The sequence below is a fragment of the Prodigiosinella confusarubida genome (assembly GCF_002847015.1).
Classification (GTDB): Bacteria; Pseudomonadota; Gammaproteobacteria; order Enterobacterales; family Enterobacteriaceae; genus Prodigiosinella; species Prodigiosinella aquatilis.
In genome coordinates this window covers 4,834,279-4,851,612 of sequence record NZ_CP025085.1, presented here as the reverse complement: position 1 = coordinate 4,851,612, position 17,334 = coordinate 4,834,279, and the positions used below count along the sequence as shown (strand labels likewise).

18 protein-coding genes and 1 tRNA gene are annotated in these 17,334 nt (G+C 46.6%); 12 read left to right on the top strand and 7 right to left on the bottom strand.

What is annotated here, in order from left to right:
• Positions 1-39: 39 nt before the first annotated feature.
• Complete coding sequence (locus CWC46_RS22155; RefSeq protein WP_021014362.1) at positions 40-984, top strand: DMT family transporter; 945 nt, start codon at positions 40-42, stop codon at positions 982-984.
• A gap of 247 nt (positions 985-1,231) precedes the next feature.
• Positions 1,232-2,407, top strand: coding sequence for an Obg family GTPase CgtA (gene cgtA / locus CWC46_RS22150; RefSeq protein ID WP_021014363.1), 1,176 nt, complete (start codon positions 1,232-1,234; stop codon positions 2,405-2,407).
• Between the two features lie 99 nt (positions 2,408-2,506).
• Here cgtA and dacB read toward each other — a convergent pair whose 3' ends face one another.
• On the bottom strand, positions 2,507-3,940 hold the full coding sequence (gene dacB / locus CWC46_RS22145; RefSeq protein ID WP_021014364.1) for a serine-type D-Ala-D-Ala carboxypeptidase: 1,434 nt from the start codon (positions 3,938-3,940) through the stop codon (positions 2,507-2,509).
• Positions 3,941-4,207: 267 nt separating this feature from the next.
• Between dacB and greA the strand changes: the two genes are divergently transcribed.
• Positions 4,208-4,687 carry a transcription elongation factor GreA gene (gene greA / locus CWC46_RS22140; RefSeq protein WP_021014365.1) on the top strand — a complete coding sequence of 160 codons (480 nt, stop codon included), beginning with the start codon at positions 4,208-4,210 and terminating at the stop codon, positions 4,685-4,687.
• A gap of 128 nt (positions 4,688-4,815) precedes the next feature.
• Here greA and yhbY read toward each other — a convergent pair whose 3' ends face one another.
• Positions 4,816-5,109 (bottom strand): ribosome assembly RNA-binding protein YhbY, encoded by a 294-nt coding sequence (gene yhbY, locus CWC46_RS22135; RefSeq protein ID WP_021014366.1) that lies wholly within the window; start codon positions 5,107-5,109, stop codon positions 4,816-4,818.
• Positions 5,110-5,252: 143 nt separating this feature from the next.
• Between yhbY and rlmE the strand changes: the two genes are divergently transcribed.
• The 7 genes from rlmE (at position 5,253) to CWC46_RS22100 (ending at position 11,993) form a co-directional block, all read left to right on the top strand.
• Positions 5,253-5,882, top strand: a complete 630-nt coding sequence (gene rlmE / locus CWC46_RS22130) for a 23S rRNA (uridine(2552)-2'-O)-methyltransferase RlmE (protein ID WP_021014367.1) — start codon at positions 5,253-5,255, stop codon at positions 5,880-5,882.
• A gap of 56 nt (positions 5,883-5,938) precedes the next feature.
• Entirely contained in the window at positions 5,939-7,876 is a 1,938-nt protein-coding gene (ftsH, locus tag CWC46_RS22125) for an ATP-dependent zinc metalloprotease FtsH (RefSeq protein WP_037380551.1), read from the top strand.
• Between the two features lie 119 nt (positions 7,877-7,995).
• Positions 7,996-8,829, top strand: coding sequence for a dihydropteroate synthase (gene folP, locus CWC46_RS22120; RefSeq protein WP_021014369.1), 834 nt, complete (start codon positions 7,996-7,998; stop codon positions 8,827-8,829).
• Between the two features lie 9 nt (positions 8,830-8,838).
• Positions 8,839-10,176 (top strand): phosphoglucosamine mutase, encoded by a 1,338-nt coding sequence (glmM, locus tag CWC46_RS22115; protein ID WP_021014370.1) that lies wholly within the window; start codon positions 8,839-8,841, stop codon positions 10,174-10,176.
• Between the two features lie 326 nt (positions 10,177-10,502).
• Complete coding sequence (secG, locus tag CWC46_RS22110; protein WP_021014371.1) at positions 10,503-10,835, top strand: preprotein translocase subunit SecG; 333 nt, start codon at positions 10,503-10,505, stop codon at positions 10,833-10,835.
• 82 nt (positions 10,836-10,917) lie between these two features.
• Positions 10,918-11,004, top strand: a tRNA-Leu gene (locus CWC46_RS22105).
• A 659-nt stretch (positions 11,005-11,663) separates the two neighbouring features.
• On the top strand, positions 11,664-11,993 hold the full coding sequence (locus CWC46_RS22100) for a PIN domain-containing protein (protein ID WP_021014372.1): 330 nt from the start codon (positions 11,664-11,666) through the stop codon (positions 11,991-11,993).
• A 310-nt stretch (positions 11,994-12,303) separates the two neighbouring features.
• Here the strand turns inward: CWC46_RS22100 and CWC46_RS22095 are convergent, their stop codons facing one another.
• From CWC46_RS22095 to CWC46_RS22075, 5 genes are read right to left on the bottom strand one after another with little or no spacing between them, the layout of a single operon-like run.
• A complete protein-coding gene (locus CWC46_RS22095; protein ID WP_021014373.1) occupies positions 12,304-13,509 on the bottom strand; it encodes an MFS transporter in 1,206 nt (401 codons plus the stop codon).
• A 24-nt stretch (positions 13,510-13,533) separates the two neighbouring features.
• Positions 13,534-14,457, bottom strand: a complete 924-nt coding sequence (locus CWC46_RS22090; RefSeq protein WP_021014374.1) for a phytanoyl-CoA dioxygenase family protein — start codon at positions 14,455-14,457, stop codon at positions 13,534-13,536.
• A gap of 49 nt (positions 14,458-14,506) precedes the next feature.
• A complete protein-coding gene (locus CWC46_RS23505; RefSeq protein ID WP_101377530.1) occupies positions 14,507-14,977 on the bottom strand; it encodes an aldehyde dehydrogenase family protein in 471 nt (156 codons plus the stop codon).
• A complete protein-coding gene (locus CWC46_RS22080; RefSeq protein ID WP_021014375.1) occupies positions 14,886-15,992 on the bottom strand; it encodes an aldehyde dehydrogenase family protein in 1,107 nt (368 codons plus the stop codon). The genes CWC46_RS23505 and CWC46_RS22080 overlap by 92 nt, the downstream gene beginning before the upstream one ends.
• A 12-nt stretch (positions 15,993-16,004) precedes the next feature.
• Complete coding sequence (locus tag CWC46_RS22075) at positions 16,005-16,388, bottom strand: hypothetical protein (protein WP_101377529.1); 384 nt, start codon at positions 16,386-16,388, stop codon at positions 16,005-16,007.
• Here CWC46_RS22075 and CWC46_RS22070 point away from each other — a divergent pair.
• Positions 16,384-16,839 (top strand): AzlC family ABC transporter permease, encoded by a 456-nt coding sequence (locus CWC46_RS22070; RefSeq protein ID WP_101377528.1) that lies wholly within the window; start codon positions 16,384-16,386, stop codon positions 16,837-16,839. The two genes, CWC46_RS22075 and CWC46_RS22070, sit on opposite strands and share 5 nt — an antisense overlap.
• Entirely contained in the window at positions 16,836-17,147 is a 312-nt protein-coding gene (locus tag CWC46_RS22065; protein ID WP_021014377.1) for an AzlD domain-containing protein, read from the top strand. Before CWC46_RS22070 ends, CWC46_RS22065 begins: the two co-directional genes overlap by 4 nt.
• Positions 17,148-17,334: the final 187 nt, after the last annotated feature.

Genomic DNA, 17,334 nt, shown 5'->3' with positions numbered 1-17,334 from the left:
TACATTCTGATAGAGCAGTATCACTGCATGGGTTGAATTATGAAACAGAATGCTGGCATCGGATTTTGTTTGGCGTTAACCACCGCGATATGTTGGGGAGCCTTACCAATTGCGATGAAACAGGTTCTGGCGGTCATGGAACCCTACACCATTGTATGGTACCGGTTTGTTATTGCCTTGGTGGGGTTGGGGATTGTGCTTTACTCCAAGGGCATGCTACCCAGGAGACGAGTTTTCCGCCACCGGCGTTGGTGGATTTTGTTGCTTATTGCCAGTTGTGGATTACTGGGTAATTTTGTCTTGTTTAGTTCGTCATTGCAGTATTTAAGTCCAACGGCATCTCAGGTGATAGGGCAGCTTTCTCCTGTAGGTATGATGTTTGCCAGTGTACTTATATTAAAAGAAAAAATGAGATTTACGCAGACAATTGGGGCAGCGATTTTACTTTGTGGGTTGGTGATGTTTTTTAATACCAGTCTGACTGAGATTTTTACCCGCCTGACTGATTATACCTTAGGTGTCTTGCTTGGCGTTGGCGCTGCTGCTGCATGGGTTTCTTATGGTGTAGCGCAAAAGGTCCTGCTACAGCGTCTGACATCACCGCAAATTCTGCTTTTGCTTTATGCGCTTTGTGTCTTATTTATTACACCGTTGGCGAAGCCTGAGGTGATTTTCCAATTGAGTAGATGGCAGCTTATTTGTCTGTTGTTCTGTGGTGCAAATACGTTGATTGGTTACGGTGCGTTGGCTGAGGCCATGGCACGCTGGCAAGCTGCTCGGGTGAGTGCCATCATTACATTAACCCCTTTGTTTACCTTATTATTTTCTGAACTATTGTCATCGGTCTGGCCGACAACATTTGATGTGCCGGTGCTTAATTTGTTGGGTTATATCGGTGCTTTTGTGGTTGTATCTGGTGCCATGTTCTCAGCCATTGGACATCGTATGATCTCATCAAGGAAACCATCAGGCCCGGTAGTGTAAAAGCAACTGAGCTGAAGACGCTGTCGGTATTTATTATTGACATTGAATCCTTGCTGTTTATTTTTAATACAGATGAAATCCTTGAAGTAAGCGGGTACAATCAGCACCCTTTACCGAAATGGTTCTAACGCGTCGGTTTTTAATGATGTATGTTTTACATATATAAATAAGATGGTTACGCCAAATAGAACCAATAATTGCTGAAGCAGATAGAGTGTTTTTCTATTGGTTTTTGCGGAGACAGTAAATGAAGTTTGTAGATGAGGCCACGATTCTGGTTGTGGCAGGCGATGGTGGCAATGGTTGTGTCAGCTTTCGTCGAGAAAAATATATTCCTAATGGCGGACCGGACGGCGGTGACGGCGGTGACGGCGGTGACGTTTACCTGGTTGCAGATGAAAATCTGAATACTTTGATCGACTATCGCTTTGAAAAATCATTTCGGGCTGAACGTGGACAGAATGGTCAGAGCCGGGATTGTACTGGCAAGCGTGGCAAAGATATTACCGTGAAAGTTCCTGTCGGAACTCGTATCCAGGATAAAGGGACGGGAGAGGTGCTGGGTGATATGACCCGTCACCAGCAGCGTCTGATGGTAGCGAAGGGAGGGTGGCACGGGCTGGGTAATACTCGTTTTAAATCATCAGTTAATCGGGCGCCCCGTCAAAAAACCAGCGGTACTCTGGGTGAAGAACGTGAATTGATGCTGGAACTACTTTTGTTGGCGGATGTTGGTATGTTGGGGCTACCCAATGCCGGTAAGTCTACATTTATCCGTGCTGTTTCTGCAGCGAAACCTAAAGTCGCTGATTATCCATTCACTACGTTGGTCCCGAGTCTGGGTGTGGTGCGTATGGATAGCGAACAAAGTTTCGTGGTGGCGGACATTCCGGGTCTGATCGAAGGCGCTTCGGATGGTGCTGGCTTGGGGATCCGTTTCCTTAAGCATCTGGAGCGTTGCCGCGTTCTGCTGCATTTGATCGATCTGGCGCCGATAGATGAATCTGATCCGATTGAAAATGCCCGGATTATCGTGAATGAACTTCAGCAGTACAGTGCTGCACTGGCAGAAAAACCGCGTTGGTTGGTTTTTAATAAAGTTGATCTTCTGGATAAGGTTGAGGCTGAAAGGCTAGCTAAAGAAATTGCTGAATCTATGAGCTGGGAAGGGAAATATTATCTGATTTCTGCAGCTAGCCGTGAAGGTGTTAATGCACTGTGTTGGGATGTGATGAATTTTCTCAATACACAGCCTAAGGCATTGGCTGCTACAGAAGAAGCGACTTCTGAAAAAGTAGAGTTCATGTGGGATGACTATCATCGTGAACAACTTGAGGCTGCCAAAGCGGAAGCTGAAGATGATTGGGATGATGATTGGGATGAAGGTGACGACGAAGGCGTTGAAATCATTTATCACAAATGATTACCGATGAAATTCTCGTTAATGAATTTGCTTGTGATTTGTTGATTTTTCCCTTATCTGCGCAGGTAGATAAGGGAATTTTTTAAGTAAGATAAATGGTTAGTTGTTTTGATAGATATCTTTATACAGATGGCTTTCAAAACGAACGAGAGGAATGCGTCGGGATTTCTGATCTTTCGGCGGAACTGCATAACCGGAAATGTATTGCACAAAAGCCATGTGTTGTCCGCTGGCGGTAGTAATAAACCCAGCCAGATTATAGACGCCTTGTAATGACCCGGTTTTCGCGGAAACTTTTCCGTCAACTCCAGCCTCATGTAAACCGGCGCGATAGCGTAATGTGCCATCGTATCCCGCCAGTGGCAGCATCTTGATATAATTCAGTTCGCTATCATGCTGAGCGATATATTGCAGTACCTGCATCATCGTGACCGGTGCTATTAGGTCATGTCGTGATAATCCGGAACCATCCACAATAATACTGTTATTTAAATCGATTCCGGCTTTTTGCAGCAGGACTTGACGTACTGCGTCAGCCCCTGCTCGCCAAGTGCCCGGTACTTTAAAACGCTCATGACCAATAGTCCGAAAGACAGTATCCGCGATCATATTGTCTGACTTCTTGAGCATAGTTGTCAGTAATTCATGTAGGGGCTCTGATTGTGTTTGGGCCAGAATGGTTCCCGCGGGGTTCGGCTGAGTTTGGCGACGTAGGTTACCGTTAATGCGAATGCCGGCCTGCAGCAACTCATCTTTCACAATGGCCCCTGCATAGCTTGCGCCATCCTGAATGGCAAACGCCAGCGGCAGCGGTTCCGCTCGCTGTGTCAGACATCCGGTCAGCGTAAAACGATTTAATTCACCGGGCACGACATCCAGTTCGCAATATTTCGCATCAGGAGAGCCTTTAGCCAGCGTTCTGACTTCACTGAACATGTGTACCGGATAATATGAGGCTACGCGAATAAAAGCGTTGTCACCTGGTCGGGGGGCACTGTAAAGCGAAACAGAAAAACAGTTACGATCAACAATGGCAGCGCCAGGCGGTGCACTGAAGCATTGCGTCATATCATTCCAGGGCCAACCTGGTGCTTTGTCATGACTGGCAAAAATGGAAGTATCAATCAGCACATCACCAGAAATTTCGTGGATTCCACGTTTTTTCAGATTTTGCACCATATCGCGTATTTCCTGGCGAGTTAACGTAGGATCTCCACTGAAACGGATAATCAGATTACCCCTTAGAACACCGTTGGTTACTGCGCCGTGACTTTCCATCGTGGTAATAAACCGATAATCGGGACCTAACTGAAGCAATGCCGCCAGTGCGGTAATGATTTTTTGTGTACTGGCCGGTAATGACATCTGCTGACTGTGGTAGTTAATCACTGGTGTCGATGCCCCGATTTTTTGCACAATCAGCGCCAGATTGGCGCCACTAGGCAAATATTGTATATGATTCTCTATGGGAGCAGCGTTGGCATGCAGAATAAAAGCACAGGTAAGTCCAGCAACAATCGATGAAAAACGCATAATCTCAGCTAAGAACAGGGTAACGTGTGGTCATACTACGGCGCAATAAGGGTTAAAGTAAACGATGACCCTTGTGGAACTCTAGGGTAAAATACGTATCAAAATGCAACATGGTGTCTAACCTGGAAGTTTTGTTCTGGGCTAGGGCGCTTTTGCTTGCCTTAATTGTCAGGGAACACTGGCTACAGACACTCCGTCGCAGTTGATTGTATAGCGCCAGGATGATGGCTATTTGATTTGTACGGATTTTTTAGAGGTATTGACAATATGAAACAATTTCCGATGACGTTGCGTGGTGCCGAAAAATTACGCGAAGAACTGGAATATTTGAAAAGTGTTCGTCGTCCTGAAATTATTTCAGCGATTGCGGAAGCTCGTGCACACGGTGATTTGAAGGAAAACGCTGAATATCATGCGGCACGTGAACAGCAAGGTTTCTGTGAAGGTCGTATTCAGGAAATTGAAGCCAAGCTTTCCAACGCACAGGTGATTGATATCACTAAAATGGCTGCCAATAATGGCCGTGTGATTTTTGGTGCAACAGTGAGCGTAATGAACCTGGACAGTGAGGAGGAACAGACCTATCGCATTGTGGGTGATGATGAGGCCGATTTTAGACAAAACCTCATTTCTGTGAATTCTCCTATTGCTCGAGGCCTCATTGGTAAGGAAAAGGACGATATTGTCACAATCCGTACCCCGGGTGGGGATGTGGAATTTGAAATTCTGAATGTTAAATATATTTAATTCTTGTAGATCTGATGGTTAAATCGACAAAGTTTGTAAAGAAAAGAAAAAGGCCGTTTACGGCCTTTTCTCGCACCCACGGTCATGGCACTTTGCTGTGAAAACAAGGTGACCTGAACCTAAAAGTGTTATCGTGGCAACACTATTCTGCGTTCTTTTGCAGCACGATAGAGTACTAAAGTGTGACCAATAACCTGTACATTACTGGCGCGGGTTTCTCTCAGGATGGCATCGACGATCAAACCTTTGGTTTCACGATCCTCCGTAGCAATTTTTACTTTGATCAGTTCGTGGTGTTCTAAAGCTTGTTCGATCTCAGCCAGGACACCTTCAGTAAGGCCATTATTGCCTAACATTACGACTGGCTTTAACGGATGTGCCAGACCTTTTAGGTGCTGTTTTTGTTTATTACTTAGATTCATTGTCTTTTTTTACTTAGGTTGGGATTGAAAACGGGCCATTCTACCGCCATCTGATGATTATCACCAATTGGACTGTGTCATTTGGTTGTCATTGAGACGTTTTATTCACCGAACGCGCTTTTTTAATAATAGTTGGAAAATTGATGGCTAACAAAAAGCGTTCTGCAAGTTCCAGCCGCTGGTTGCAGGAACACTTTAGCGATAAATATGTGCTGCAGGCGCAGAAAAAAGGGCTCCGCTCGCGCGCTTGGTTTAAACTTGATGAAATACAGCATACCGATAAGCTATTCAGACAGGGAATGACTGTTGTGGATTTAGGGGCAGCGCCTGGTGGATGGTCACAGTATGTTGTCAGCCAAATCGGCGAAAAAGGGCGTATTATCGCTTGTGATATTCTGTCTATGGATCCTATTGTCGGAGTCGATTTTCTTCAAGGGGATTTTTGTGATGAATTAGTTCTGAAGGCTCTTTTGGAAAGAGTCGGCAGTGATAAGGTTCAGGTGGTGATGTCTGACATGGCCCCGAACATGAGTGGTACACCGGCAGTGGATATACCCAAAGCGATGTATCTTGTGGAATTAGCATTGGATATGTGCCGGGATATATTAGCGCCAGGCGGAAGTTTCCTGGTGAAAGTATTTCAGGGAGAAGGGTTTGATGAATATCTGCGAGAAATTCGCTCCCTGTTTACAACGGTAAAGATTCGTAAGCCAGATGCCTCGCGTGCCCGGTCCCGTGAGGTGTACATCGTAGCGACAGGGCGCAAAGTGTAGTACCCTAACGTTATTTTTTAACACAGTTGTAATATGAGGTTAATCCCTTGAGTGACATGGCGAAAAACCTGATCCTCTGGTTAGTCATCGCGGTTGTGCTGATGTCGGTATTCCAGAGCTTTGGGCCCAGCGAGTCGAATGGCCGTAGGGTGGATTATTCAACCTTTTTAACTGAAGTGAATCAGGATCAGGTTCGTGAAGTACACATTAATGGACGTAAGATCAGTGTCGTCAAAAAAGACAGCACGCAATATACGACTTATATCCCTGTCAACGATCCCAAGCTGTTGGATAACCTTCTGACTAAGAATGTGAAAGTTGTTGGTGAGCCACCTGAAGAACCGAGCCTGCTGGCTTCTATCTTCATTTCCTGGTTCCCGATGCTGTTGCTGATTGGCGTTTGGATTTTCTTCATGCGTCAAATGCAGGGAGGGGGTGGCAAAGGTGCCATGTCCTTTGGTAAAAGCAAGGCGCGGATGCTGACTGAAGATCAGATCAAGACGACATTTGCTGATGTTGCTGGTTGCGATGAAGCTAAAGAAGAAGTCAGTGAACTGGTAGAGTACCTGCGTGAACCTAGCCGTTTTCAGAAGCTTGGCGGTAAAATCCCGAAAGGTATTCTGATGGTAGGTCCTCCCGGGACGGGTAAGACGCTGCTGGCTAAAGCAATTGCCGGTGAAGCGAAAGTGCCTTTCTTTACTATTTCCGGGTCCGATTTTGTAGAGATGTTTGTTGGCGTCGGTGCGTCTCGTGTGCGTGACATGTTCGAACAAGCCAAGAAAGCTGCTCCTTGTATCATTTTTATTGATGAAATTGACGCTGTAGGGCGTCAGCGTGGGGCAGGTCTGGGCGGCGGGCATGATGAACGTGAACAAACACTGAATCAGATGCTGGTCGAAATGGATGGTTTTGAAGGTAACGAAGGTATCATTGTTATCGCGGCAACCAACCGTCCTGATGTACTGGATCCCGCGTTGTTACGACCAGGTCGTTTCGACCGACAGGTGGTGGTGGGATTACCGGATGTACGTGGCCGTGAGCAGATTTTGAAGGTTCATATGCGCCGCGTTCCTTTATCTCCGGATGTTGATGCTTCAGTGATCGCACGTGGTACACCGGGTTTCTCTGGGGCTGATTTGGCTAACTTGGTTAACGAGGCTGCCTTATTTGCGGCCCGTGGCAACAAACGTGTTGTTTCTATGGCTGAGTTTGAAAAGTCTAAAGATAAGATCATGATGGGAGCGGAGCGACGTTCTATGGTCATGACTGAGGCACAGAAAGAATCCACTGCGTATCATGAAGCGGGCCATGCCATTATTGGTCGCCTGGTTCCAGAACATGACCCCGTGCATAAAGTGACGATTATTCCGCGTGGACGTGCATTAGGGGTAACGTTCTTCCTGCCCGAGGGGGATGCTATCAGCGCCAGTCGCCAAAAACTGGAGAGCCAGATTTCTACGCTTTATGGCGGTCGTTTAGCCGAGGAAATTATTTTCGGTTCTGAGCACGTATCTACAGGGGCTTCAAACGATATTAAAGTGGCTACATCTATTGCCCGCAATATGGTGACTCAGTGGGGGTTTTCGGAAAAACTGGGTCCTTTGTTGTACGCGGAAGAAGATGGAGAAGTATTTCTGGGTCGTTCTGTAGCCAAGACGAAACATATGTCTGATGAAACTGCCAGAATTATTGATCAGGAAGTTAAGGTACTGATCGAGCGTAATTATCAGCGTGCCCGTGAATTGTTGATGGCAAATATGGATATCCTGCATTCAATGAAAGATGCATTGATGAAATATGAAACCATTGATGCTCCGCAAATTGACGATCTGATGGCACGAAAAGAAGTCCGTCCTCCAGCGGATTGGGAGGAATCAGCATCGAATAGTCATTCTGATAATGGCGGCGCTCCCAATATGCCAACGCAAGGCGGCGATGAGCCAAGTACACCCAACCAGGGTAATACGGTATCAGAACAGCTAAACGATAAATAATGGTATAGCAACCTGTATTGTTGATCTCTGTGATTTGTAAACCCCGGCTTGCCGGGGTTTTTTACTGGAGTTTAATGGTTCTAGCAGTATAAAAATGGTCGTGGTTTTGAGGAATGAATATGAAGCTGACTGCCAGAGGAGCGATTTTGGATCTCTCCTGTCCACAGGTGATGGGTATTTTAAATGTTACCCCGGATTCTTTCTCCGATGGAGGGAAGCACGCCACATTAGATGCCGCGCTGTTCCATGCACAGGAGATGATCGCGGCAGGAGCAACATTGATCGACGTAGGTGGTGAGTCAACCAGACCTGGAGCTAATGCAGTAAGTGTGGAAGAAGAGTTATCACGAGTAATCCCCGTTGTAGAGGCACTATCCCAGCGTTTTGATACCTGGATTTCCGTAGATACGTCAAAGCCAGAAGTGATCACTGCATCGGCATTGGCCGGTGCTCATTTGATTAATGATATTAGGTCATTACAGGAGCCTGGCGCTCTGGAAGCCGCTTCAGCTACCGGATTACCAGTATGTCTGATGCATATGCAGGGATTACCAGAAACCATGCAACACGCCCCGCATTATGACAATCTGTTGGATGAAGTTTTCGCTTTTTTTGAGCATCATATTGCACGTTGTGTGAATGCCGATCTCCAGAAAGACAGGCTTTTGTTGGATCCGGGGTTCGGATTTGGCAAAAGTCTAGCGCATAATTATCAGATACTTGCTCATCTGAAGGAGATGCATCGCTTTGGTTTGCCATTGCTGGTTGGTATGTCGAGAAAATCCATGATTGGTCAGGTACTTAATGTTCCGCCTCTTGACCGAGTGCATGGCAGCGTTGCCTGCGCGGTTATAGCTGCTATGCAGGGCGCTCACATTATTCGCGTTCATGATGTAAAAGAAACGGTTGATGCCATGCGCATTGTAGAAGCCACACTTTCAGCTGAGGAATAAAAAAAATTTATGAGCGGCCGTAAATATTTTGGAACTGACGGTATTCGGGGCAAAGTGGGAGATACACCGATTACGCCTGACTTCGTATTAAAACTTGGCTGGGCAGCAGGGAAGGTTCTGGCTCGCCATGGTTCTAAAAAGATCATCATTGGTAAAGATACCCGTATTTCCGGTTACATGCTTGAATCTGCGCTTGAGGCCGGATTGGCTGCAGCGGGACTTTCCGCTTCCTTTACCGGCCCGATGCCGACACCCGCGGTGGCTTACCTGACACGTACTTTTAGAGCGGAAGCCGGTATTGTTATATCGGCTTCTCACAATCCTTACTACGATAATGGCATTAAATTCTTCTCGATCGATGGCATTAAATTGCCGGATGAAGTCGAGGAGGCTATTGAAGCAGAAATGGAAAAGCCGATTACCTGTGTTGAATCTTCCGAGTTGGGTAAAGCCAACCGGATAGTAGATGCGGCGGGCCGCTATATAGAGTTCTGCAAAGGAACCTTCCCGAGCGAATTGAACCTTAATGGCCTGAAGATCGTTGTGGATTGTGCCAATGGCGCGACATATCATATCGCTCCCAGTGTACTGCGTGAGCTGGGTGCCAGTGTGATAACCATTGGCTGCGAGCCTGATGGGATGAATATAAATGAACACTGTGGTGCTACGGATGTCAGCCAGTTGCAGGCACGGGTTTTAGCTGAAAAAGCCGATGTTGGTCTTGCCTTTGATGGCGATGGTGATCGTTTGATAATGGTTGACCATCTGGGCAACAAAGTTGACGGTGACCAGATCCTGTACATCATTGCCCGTGAAGGCTTGCGTCAAGGGCAACTCCGCGGAGGGGCTGTCGGTACCCTGATGAGTAACATGGGGTTGGAACTGGCACTTAAGCAGTTAGGCATCCCTTTTGCGCGGGCTAAAGTGGGCGACAGATATGTACTGGAGTTGATGCAGGAGAAAGGATGGCGGATTGGTGCAGAAAATTCTGGCCACGTTATTCTGCTTGATAAAACGACTACCGGAGATGGTGTGATTGCGGGGTTGCAAGTCCTGACAGCTATAGTTCGTAATCATATGAGTCTGCATGATTTATGTAGTGGCATGACGCTGTTTCCCCAGATTCTGGTTAACGTCTGTTTCACTGGTGAACATAATCCATTGGAAGATGAATCAGTTAAGCAAGTTACTCAGGATGTTGAAAATCAACTGGCCGGTCGCGGGAGAGTGTTACTACGTAAGTCCGGTACTGAACCGTTGATTAGGGTCATGGTTGAAGGAGAGGATGGCGAGATGGTTACACTTTTGGCTGACCGTATCGCCGAGGCTGTAAAAGCCGTCGGATAATATATATGACACCACCTGTCTGGCTGATAATTGATCAACTATCTCGCTTACCCAGATGAGATGACATAAGCATATCGTTGTTGATTTAAAACTGAATAATCAATTGGATAATGTAGTCTTTGGTATGGGGGTTGGTTGTCCGCTGTTTTTTTCCCCAATCGGCCAGGCAGCGCTAAATTACCCTTGCTTACGGTGCATGCTTTGGTTAGTATTCAGACCCGCTTTGTAGGGGATGAAACAACATCCTACTGCGGGCTACAGCAGGCGGGTTAACCGCAAGAATTCAGCAATCCTCACTTCGTGGGGAAACAGTAACAGGTACAATTATGTACGAAGCTCTTTTAGTCATTTTCTTGTTGGTATCTATTAGCCTTGTGGGGCTGATTATGCTGCAACAAGGTAAAGGTGCTGATATGGGCGCGTCGTTCGGAGCAGGTGCTTCCGCTACTTTATTTGGTTCGAGCGGTTCTGGTAACTTCATGACCCGTACGACGGCTATATTGGCGACGCTGTTTTTCATTATCAGCTTGCTTTTAGGTAACATGAGCTCCAATCATAGCCAGAAAGGGAGTGAGTGGGAAAGCTTGAGTCAGCCAGCTCCAGCCAAAGTTGAGCAGAGTACGGCTCCTGCCGCACCATCTAGCGATATCCCTAAATAATCGCGGATAGCTTGAGGCGAGCCGGATAAGGTTTATCGATGACAAGTGAATATGTTATCGGGTTGTAAAATAAGATTTTGATGCCGAGGTGGTGGAATTGGTAGACACGCTACCTTGAGGTGGTAGTGCCCGATTGGGCTTACGGGTTCAAGTCCCGTCCTCGGTACCAATACAGAATCAATAGACGCCAACAGGCGTCTATTTTTTTATCTGAACCCCATGGTTTTACTGCAGGGTTGTAAGTTGTGCTGGGCCGGGCACTTAATGTATTGGTGAAAATGACCGCGTCCCACCAGGAGATATTAGTGACAGGATGTTGACTGCCGCCTTTTTCTGGTGGTCAGCAGTTTTCAAACGTAGCGCCGTTACAACCATCACTCATTTTCGCCTCCGGCCATGCTTGTAATGCCTGATATTGGTGGTATGTGACCCTCCGTTTTCATAATAGAAAACGGCGTCAACAGGCCTCCTGGCAATATTCATCAAGAAGGCGCAATTGGTTCAGATAAATTGCAACGTTAGCGTAATTGCTATGTCGTTCGCGCCAAGCCTTAAACTACGAACGATGTCAGACATATAGTCATTCCTACAGTTTTATGGTTCAAGTGGTTATGCTGCTGGCAAATCATCATTGCCTGGATACATGGAAGATCCGTGCTGATGTACCGATTGATCTGTGACAACAGTCGGCGGATTGGATCATGGAATATTTGAAATTGCGGCTTTATCTACCTGAAGGCATCGAAACGAGTTTGAAGGATCAGACGTAACGTCTGATTTTATGAGTAACCGAGAACAACCCAATGAACAAATCAGGGAAGACTTTCGATGCTCAAATATCTGCTTGATACTAATATTTGTATTACACTATCAAAAATAAACCACAGGAAGTCAGAGAGGCTTTTTATCGCCTATTACGGCCAATTCGGCATCAGTTCTGTCACGCTAATGGAGCTGATTTACGGTGCGGAAAAATCGATTAATCCTGAAAAGAAGCTGGCGGTGATTGAAGGTTTTGCCACCCGTATGGAAGTGCTGACATATGGCTTTGATACCACTGTTCATACCGGTCAGATTCACACAGAACTGACAAGAAAAGGAACGCCTATCGGTTCCTATGATACCTGCTGGCAAGCCATGCCCGCTCATCTGGACTGATACTGGTAACCAATAATGTCCGTGAGTTTGAGCGAGTGACGGGACTACGAGTAGAAAATTGGGTAAATAAATAAGTCGAACGCGTTAGAGACTTTCTGAGAGACAGTATTTATTCGAAATATAAAGGGGATAAAAACATTATTCTTGACTCAATAAGTCACCGATAGAAAACAGGGTATAGTCTATTGTCTTCTGCGATTAACCCGTAAATAATCCAGCCCTAAATGTTTGGGAGCAACTACATTTTCGAACTGGTGAAAATCCTTTTAAATCAAGAATCAATATGTGGTCAGTTCTAATCTCTATAGGACTAAGACACTTTCGCTATTGGGCTTAGCGTGCATAAAATTCCCATGGAAATTTGAACGACAGCACAGGCGGTAAATAATGTGCCAATGCCATAGCCCGACACAATGTATCCAGAAATGGCGAGGCCAAACGGCAAACCCATTTTAAACAGCGTACTAGTGATCCCCATAACCTTGCCCAGATTTTCGGTTTTGATACTTTCCTGCCGGTAGGTATAAACGAGAATAGCCGTAATGACTTCGAAGAAACTTACCCAGAAGAAAGCAGAAACTAGTACTAATGAATGGTTAGAAAACAAAATAAATAGATAGCCCAGTGCCTGAGTTATTGTCGTGGTAATCAACACTTTTCCCAGACCAAATCTGTTGCGCAAACGCACCGTCAACAGCGATCCGAGTATCCCACCGATCCCGCCCGCAGACGCCATATAACCGATATCCACGGCATTCATGGCCAACACGGTTTTGGCGTAATAGATTGACTGTAATGAAAAGACTACCGAGCTGGTATTTAACACCGTAATTGCCAATGCCATATGATAAAGAGGGGGGTTGGCCCGCAGGATTCTCCACCCTTCAATAATTGCTTTTCCTATTGATCCGGTGGTCCTGAATACCTCTCTCTCATACGGCATTTTTATCAGGTAACACCAAGCGATAAACAGGAACAAGGCGATCCACAGAAAAATAATATGCACAGAGGAGAATAAAATCACCACGCCTGATAGCAATGGCCCCATGGCCTGAAACAGGCTGTTTAGCGAACTCATGCTGGAAGTCGCGGCACTTTGCAACGATAAGGGGAGTATGTGCTTCAACATGCCCATTCTGGCATTAAGATAACCAAAATTGAACGCCATCATAAAGAAGGCACAAGGGAACAGCACCCACAGCGGGTTGGGTAAAAACTGAATGGCCAACCATCCCGTCAGTAGACACACAACCTGCCCAGCAACCATCCATTGCGACCACACTCTGCGATCCACTCGGTCGATCCACGCCCCAATTACCGACGCCAGCAGAATATAAGGCAGAAACTCGACGGCACGCACCCAGCCCATAATTTCTGATGAACGAGTAATGTCATAGATCAACAGCGGAAGTGCCAGTTCATAAACCTTGCCGCCCAGATTACAAAACAGCGCCCCAGAGAACAGAATGCGGAACTGGCTGTTTTTCCATATAGAGTATTCTTCCACCTTTTCCACGTTTCCTCCTCCATCTATTTCTACTTATGACTTCGCCAAAATCCGGCTATTGCCATCCTTGAATAGCTTGCTTTCCCGGATCAGGTCGCCATCGTTCTCACTGACTTTAGTGTGAAAATCGGAGGAAGGGGGATGGCCAAAATAGATCATTGAGAAGTCTAGTCCGCGGGAACGGGTTTCATCGTAGCGGCTATCGATGTCGATAAAACGCATCACAAAAGCGGTACGTGTTGCGATCTCTCCTTCTAATAACGGTTCACTGGCGTGGATCACATTTTTGTTAAAAATCAATACATCACCGAGGTTAAACGAATCAGTATGCTTGTAATATTCTAGTAACGTACTGAGCGCGGGTGAATTGAGAATACTGTGCCGTAACTCGATGTAATTGCCCAACTCAAGGGAATCTCTGTCCACCTCAGCAAGCTCACGCATCATTTGATCGATAGACGGATCGATATCCATATACATAAACTTGCCCGAAATAATATGTTCCGGCACATAGCTCATACCGCCTCCCTGATTATCGGTATCAATTTTTACTAACGGCACCCACATCGAACAGCCAAAATCCTCACCATGTTGATAACCAAAGCTTTGTGTCCCAATGTGCCAAGGAAAACCCGTGTGCTTTTCTTTTTCTATCTGGAAACCCAGCCCCTGGGTATAGAACAGGCTGCGATTAGCCAGCGTGGTCAATGTGCCGGAGAAGCAGTCATGGGCCAGCAGCGCCTTGATAACTAAATCGTTTTCAAAAATATCGTATCCGACGCGCTTGAAACCAGTTTGGTTTTCATCCAACAACCGCAGGTGTTCAGTGATGGAGTTCTTAATATATGAAATCAGTGAAGTTGACAGAAATGATCGTAAAACAACAAAGCCATTCTTCTTGAATTGTGACACGTCATAATCGGTTAGGCTGAAGTGATTATTAATTGTTTCATTCATGTTCACGCTCACAGTAATGATTGATATAAATTTTGGTCGGCAGGTGGCGTTATTTCAGTGCGCCATATTTAGGCAGAGTATATTTGTTGAGGGGCAAACACAGGGTTTGCGTTTGGGTATACTGGTCCAGACTCCAGCGTCCCCCAACGGCACCAATGCCACTCTCTTTAAAACCGCCAAATGGGCAACGAATATCCCGAATGTATGGCGTATTTATTCCAACATTTCCCGCCTGCATTTGTCGGGCAAAAGACAATGCTTTGGATTGATCCGCACTCCATACCGATCCTGCTAACCCAAATCGGGTATCATTGGCCAAAGCAAGGGCGTGAACTTCATTGTCCGCAGTAAAAATTCCGATAATGGGACCGAATATTTCTTGTGTGGCCAAATCGCTCTGAGGATGAATCCCCGTGAATACGGTAGGCTCAATGTAAAAACCCTGCTGGTGTTCTGCCGGTATATGCCCACCGGTTCTCCGGCTTGCTCCGGCTTGCTCCTGCTTGCTGGGCTTGCGCAATGGCTTCCAGCATCCTTTCCCGATGCACGGCACTGATCATCGGGCCTATCTCGCTGGTTTCATCAAACGGATCACCAACGCGAATATGCTGAGTTCGTTCAATAAATCTGCGGCTAAACGCCTCGGCAATGGGTTGCTCGACAATGATGCGCGAACCCGCCGTGCATACCTGCCCGTTGCTACTGAAAGCAGACACCAATGCACCGTCCAGTGCAGCATCAATATCTGCGTCAGCCAGTACCACAGTCGGGGATTTTCCGCCCAATTCAAGTAACGAGCGTCGCACCGTATTCGCCGAATACCTTAAAACCTCTTTACCTACCTGAGTACCGCCGATAAAACACAACAGATCGATACCGGGATGCTGTATCAATGCCTGGCCAGTTGGCTGCCCTGCGCCATGTACCAAATTGACTACGCCTTCTGGTAGGCCGACTTCCTCAAAGATTTGGCCCAACAGAGAAACCGTGATCGGGGCCAGTTCAGAAGGCTTCAACACCACGGTATTGCCCGCAATCAATGCTGCAGCCAGATTGATCGATGAAACGGCAAGGGGACCATTCCACGGCGTCATGATGGCAACGACGCCAAGAGGTGCGTGGTGAGTAAAGTTGATGTAGGCATCCCCAACCGGGATGGCATCGCCAAAAAAACGTTTCCCCTCTTCCGCAAAAAAGTGAAAGTGCTCTATGGCTCGCGGAAGATGTCCATGCAGACACATTTTCGATAAAAAACCGGTATCTTCACATTCATGCTGTGCAAATAACACCAGATTGTCTTCCAGTACGTCTGCGATCATATGTAGGTAAGCAGCCCTTTCCTCTACCGCCATGCGTGGCCAAGGCCCTTGTGTATATGCCGCTCTGGCTGCCTGCACGGCGGTATCAACATCCACTGGTGATGAAATATTTACGTGGGCAATGCGTTCTTCGGTTGCCGGATTTACCGAAAACAGGTTGCCTTCTCCCGTTGCCCTAATATGCCTGCCGTTGATGAAGTTGACGATCTCGATCATGGCTCCCTCCGCTTAGTCCGCTAAACCTGTAGAACTGTTTTGGTTTAATAACATGGTGAACGCTGTATGGAACCTGCCTGCCGCATCTTCAAGTACGTCATGCGTATGGCAGGCACTAAGCCAACCATGGGACTTGTGCATATCAATACCTTGGCGGGCAAGAATCGCTTTCAGCTCGCTATATATGGCCGCGTTTTTTTGCGCCATCCAGATTGCATCTTCAGAGGGCGCAATCTCAACCCCTGCCTTTTGTGCGCCAATCAATATGTGAAAGATTGAAGATTGATGGAATAACTGCACATCAATACCGACCTGATTGGCCTTATCATTCACCATGTCTACAAATAGTGCGGTGTTTCTGTCCAATGTTTTTTGATTTCGGTGTTCTTGTATCACATCGCAACACTTTATTTATGGCCTTACACTTCGGCGGTTCGTTTCAACGCTGCATGTAAAGTATCGATTGCCGATAGGATTTCTGCTGACCGACGAGTTATTTGCGTTGAGTAGTAAGGAAGATCGGATACATGTTCTCTCGGTCAGCTATTTGCTGGGTGCTGTAATTACCTTCTATGTTGGATGGGTTGCATTCAGCCTCATGGGGATGGCGACACCCATTCTTCCCAATCTGAATAGATATCACCTCGATTTCTCAATTATTGCGATGTTTATCACCATTGTTGTGCCGATGATTAAGCATCTTAGTGCTCTCTCCGGTGTCGTTTCCTCACTGCTACTTTCCATGCTGCTCACATATTTTGACGTAGAAGGCGCAATTGTGAGCATGGGTTACTTCGGCATGATGATCTCAGTCTTTGTATCACGCATCGCAAGGGAGCAGAAATGAGCTGGGCTCTATTGTTAACCCTGGCCGTAATTGTCTTCGTCAATCGGTATGTTTTTCTTGATCCAAACGTTCCCGTGAGAATGCCGCAGATATTTCATGATGCTCTGCAGTATTCCGCCCCATGCCGGTTAACCGGCATTTGTAGCCCAATCATTCTTATGAAAAACAACGTAGTAAGGGTATTTTCTGATAACCCTTATCTTTGGGAAGCGATCTGCGCTGTCGTGATCGCTTTTTTTGTCCGCCAGATGGTTGCCTCGGTTTTGACGAGCTTACCGGTGTTCTACATATTGGTTTATGCGTTGTAGATAATTGGATTGCTGCATGAACCAGCGTCTATTTATCGGGCATCGGTGCGTGGGATCGTGGGCTGGTGAAAGATTGTGCGGTGAAGGTCTACACCTCGAAATTGCACGTTGGGTCAGGCGGGTAGCCTTCTCTATGGGTCCCACTCGTGTTTCCACCGCAGATGCAGACGGTCACTGTCCATCAATG